The sequence below is a fragment of the Longimicrobium sp. genome, assembly GCF_036554565.1.
Lineage (GTDB): Bacteria > Gemmatimonadota > Gemmatimonadetes > Longimicrobiales > Longimicrobiaceae > Longimicrobium.
In genome coordinates, this window is the sequence record NZ_DATBNB010000451.1 from 1 (window position 1) to 3,466 (window position 3,466).

Below are 3,466 nucleotides of genomic sequence, written 5' to 3' on the forward strand. Positions count from 1 at the left end.
CCGGTGGTTCTCGTCCGCGAGGACGCACCCGGCGACCGGCGGCTGGTGGCGTACTACCTGGGCAATGAGCCGGTGGCGGTGGACGCGCTTCGTGCGCATCTCGCCGAGCGCCTGCCGGAGTACATGGTGCCTGCGGCGTACGTGTGGATGGAAGCGTTTCCGCTCACCCCGAGCGGCAAGGTAGATCGCGGAGCGCTTCCCGCGCCTGACGGGGATGCCTACAAGGCGGGCGAGTACGCGGCGCCGGTGGGGGAGACGGAGGAGGCGCTGGCGGGGATCTGGGCCGACGTGCTGGGCGTGGAGCGGGTGGGCCGCCACGACAACTTCTTCGAGCTGGGCGGGCACTCGCTGCTCGCCGTGCGGGTGATCTCGCGGATGCGGCAGGTGCTGGGGGTTGAGGCTCCGCTGGCCCACTTGTTCTCGCATCCGACGGTCGAATCGCTCGCCGCTCGCGTTTCCGGTGCGGAACTCCATTCCGAGAGCGGCGGGGCGATCGCCATCCGTCCGTCCGGCTCGCAGCCCCCGCTCTTCCTGGTGCACGAGGGAGCGGGTTCCACGGCGTACGCACAGGTGCTCCATCCGCACCTGGACGGCGACATCCCGGTGTACGCGCTCCCCGCGGCCCCCATGGACGCACCCCTGCGGACGGTGGAAGGCATGGCCACACGCCTGGTGCGGATGATCCGCGAGGTGCAGCCCTCGGGGCCGTACCGCGTGGCGGGGTGGTCGTTCGGGGGCGTGCTGGCCTACGAGGTCGCCGCGCAGTTGATCGGACAGGACGAGAGCGTGGAGTTCGTGGGGATGTTCGACAGCTATCACCCCGCCCACGCTCGCGCGTCAGACGGTCCCGCCGAATCGCGGGACTGGGGGCTCGACCACGCCCTCATCCTGAACGCGCTCCGCACCGCCGACACCCTGCCCAGCGGCGGGGTCGACGCCGCGGCGGGCGGGGACGAGGACCTGGAAACGTTCGTCGACCGGTGCCGCGGCGAAGGTTTGCTTCCGCCCTACGTCACCGTGGCGCAGGCCCGGGCAGTGCGCGACCGGCTGCGCGGCCACCACGCCGCCCTGCGCGAGTACTCGCCGCAGCCGATTTCCATCCTGGTGCACCAGTTTCCCGCCCAGCAAAGCCCCGAAGCGGACACGACGCGCGGCTGGGGGGGCTTCCACCCCGAGTGGCTGCTTCGGGTGACGCCCGTGCCGGGGACGCACCTGTCGATGATGCAGCCGCCGAACGCCGCCGCGCTGGGCCAGGCGCTGGCGCGCGCGATGGACGAGGCACGGGAACGTGTGGCGGCGGACGGCTTGTCGAAAGAGAAAGAGAGGGTGATATTCTGACGGCTAGGGAAGCTCCTCCGCGCGTGCCCGGTCAGGGCGCATGGAGGCCCGGCACTCCCTTGGGGACGCCGTACGGACGTAGACACGCGCGGGTAGGGACGATCCCGCCCTTCAGGAGCAGTGGGATGACGGAGTTCAGGTTCGACGATCCCAATCAGTACGTGCATGGCACCCCGTTCGCCGAGTTCGCGCGGCTGCGGCGGGAGGCGCCGTTCGCCTGGCACGAGGCGTCGCAGGTGCGCGGCGACGGCTTCTGGCTGGTCACCCGGCACCGCGACGTGGTGGCCATCTCCCGCGACCCGGCGCGCTTCGCCACCCACGCGCCCATCCTGGCCGATCCGCTGCCGCGCGCCCTCTGGGACACGTTCCCGTCGCTGGCGATGATCGCCGACAACCTGATGACCTTTGGCCCGGAGCAGCACGCGCGCTTCCGCCCGCTCGCCACCGCCATGCTCGCCCCGGCGTCGCTGCTGGCCATGGAAGACCGCGTCCGCGCCGTCTGCGCGCGCATCGTGGACGACGTTGCCGGCCGCCCCGGCTTCGACTTCGCCTCAGAGGTGGCGCTTCGGGTTCCCGTCGAGGTGCTCTTCGGCCTGTTCCTGGGCGTTCCCGATCATGACCTGGCGCGCATGCGGGATTGCGTGCTCACCATCAACGCCATGGACGACCCGGTATTCTGCCAGCACGGCGCGGGGGTGATCGAGGCGGCCAAGGCGCTGTACGAATACGGGTTCGAGCTGTTCCGCCGGCTTCGCGACGAGCCTCCCGGGCCCACGCTGCTGAGCACGCTGGTGCACGGCGAGGCGCCCCAGGGGATGACGCCGGAGCAGTTCTTCCTGGTGTACTGGTTTCCGCTGATGGCCGGCGCGTTCGACACCACGGCCAGCACCATCGCCGGGGGCGTCCGGGCGCTGCTGGAGCACCCGGAGCAGCTGCGCCGGCTGCGCGAAGATCCCTCCCTCCTTCCCACGGCGGTGGACGAGCTGGTCCGCTGGGTGTCGCCCGTGGTCTACTTCCGGCGCACGGCGACGACGGACGTGGAGTACGAGGGCCACCGCATCCGCCGCGGGCAGAAGGTGGTGCTGTGCTACGCCTCGGCCAACCGCGACGAGGAGGTGTTTGCCAACCCCGACACTCTGGACGTGGGGCGCAAGCCCAACCGGCACGTGTCCTTTGGATACGGACCGCACTTCTGCCCGGGGGGGCGCATCGGCTCGCTGGTGATCCGCATGTTCCTGGAGGCGCACCTGGACCGCATCGCCGCGCTGGAGCTGGACGGCCCCGCGACCGGCACCCGCTCAGCGTGGATGAACCGCATCTGGTCGATGCCCGTCCGCCACCGTGCGCAGGTGCCCGCGGCGGGGCCGGCCCACGCCTCGGCTGCCTGAGGCCCGCGGCGGCCGGAACGGCCCACGTCGCTGAAACCCCACCTTCACCGTCGTCCACTCGCCGCAACGCCGAAGCCGCCGCGCACCGCCGCGCGGCCGCGGCGGTGCACGCGCACGCCTGCGCCATGCGCGGGTGCGAGGGTCCCGGCGCCGCTGGAGCTCGCGTGGCAGGCGGCGGAGCAGGGGATGGTGCCGGTCATCCGCCGTACCCGCGCGAAACCCGTGCGCGGCTCGTTCGCGAGCCCCGTGCGCAGACGATGCAACTCGAGCATGTCCCTACACCAGTTCCCGGCTAGCCGTCCTTGAGCATGCAGAATCTTTCGCCCGCCGAGCGCCTGGCTCTCCTGGAGCTGCTCGAGGCCAACGCGCCCAAGCAGGACGCGCCGACGCTGTCGCAGATCCAGCCGGTGGACCGGAGCGGGCCGCTGCCGCTGTCGTTTGCGCAGTGGCGGCTCTGGTTCTTGGACCAGCTCGGGATTCCCGGCGCCCTCTACCACATTCCCACGCGCCTGCGGCTGAGGGGCGAGCTGGACCGGAACGCGCTGGTCCGTGCGCTGAACCAGGTGGTCGCCCGGCACGAGGCGCTGCGCACCACCTTCGCGGAGGAGGGCGCCGAGCAGGTGCAGCGGATCGCCCCGGTGGAGGAGAGCCCCTTCCAGCTGGCGGAGCACGACCTCCGCAGCCACGCGGACGCCGGGACGGAGCTTCGCCGGCTGCTGGCGGAGGAGGCGGCCACTCCC

Annotated in this window: 4 protein-coding genes; 3 read left to right on the forward strand and 1 reads right to left on the reverse strand. The window is 71.7% G+C overall.

The features are described 5' to 3' along the window. The coding region (locus VIB55_RS12360; protein ID WP_331876954.1) for a thioesterase domain-containing protein at window positions 1-1,338 on the forward strand (1,338 nt) is incomplete at its 5' end. Between the two features lie 125 nt (window positions 1,339-1,463). Continuing rightward, window positions 1,464-2,726, forward strand: coding sequence for a cytochrome P450 (locus VIB55_RS12365; RefSeq protein ID WP_331876955.1), 1,263 nt, complete (start codon window positions 1,464-1,466; stop codon window positions 2,724-2,726). A 44-nt stretch (window positions 2,727-2,770) separates the two neighbouring features. On the opposite strand, the gene VIB55_RS12370 is transcribed toward VIB55_RS12365, so the two are convergent. Then, complete coding sequence (locus VIB55_RS12370; RefSeq protein WP_331876956.1) at window positions 2,771-2,998, reverse strand: hypothetical protein; 228 nt, start codon at window positions 2,996-2,998, stop codon at window positions 2,771-2,773. Window positions 2,999-3,034: 36 nt separating this feature from the next. Here VIB55_RS12370 and VIB55_RS12375 point away from each other — a divergent pair. Beyond that, the coding region (locus VIB55_RS12375; RefSeq protein WP_331876957.1) for a condensation domain-containing protein at window positions 3,035-3,466 on the forward strand (432 nt) is incomplete at its 3' end.

Excerpts from the sequence above, each read along its gene's own strand:
- VIB55_RS12365 (WP_331876955.1), top strand. The coding sequence starts at position 1,464 with ATGACGGAGTTCAGGTTCGACGATCCCAATCAGTACGTGCATGGCACC.
- VIB55_RS12370 (WP_331876956.1), bottom strand. The coding sequence starts at position 2,998 with ATGCTCGAGTTGCATCGTCTGCGCACGGGGCTCGCGAACGAGCCGCGC.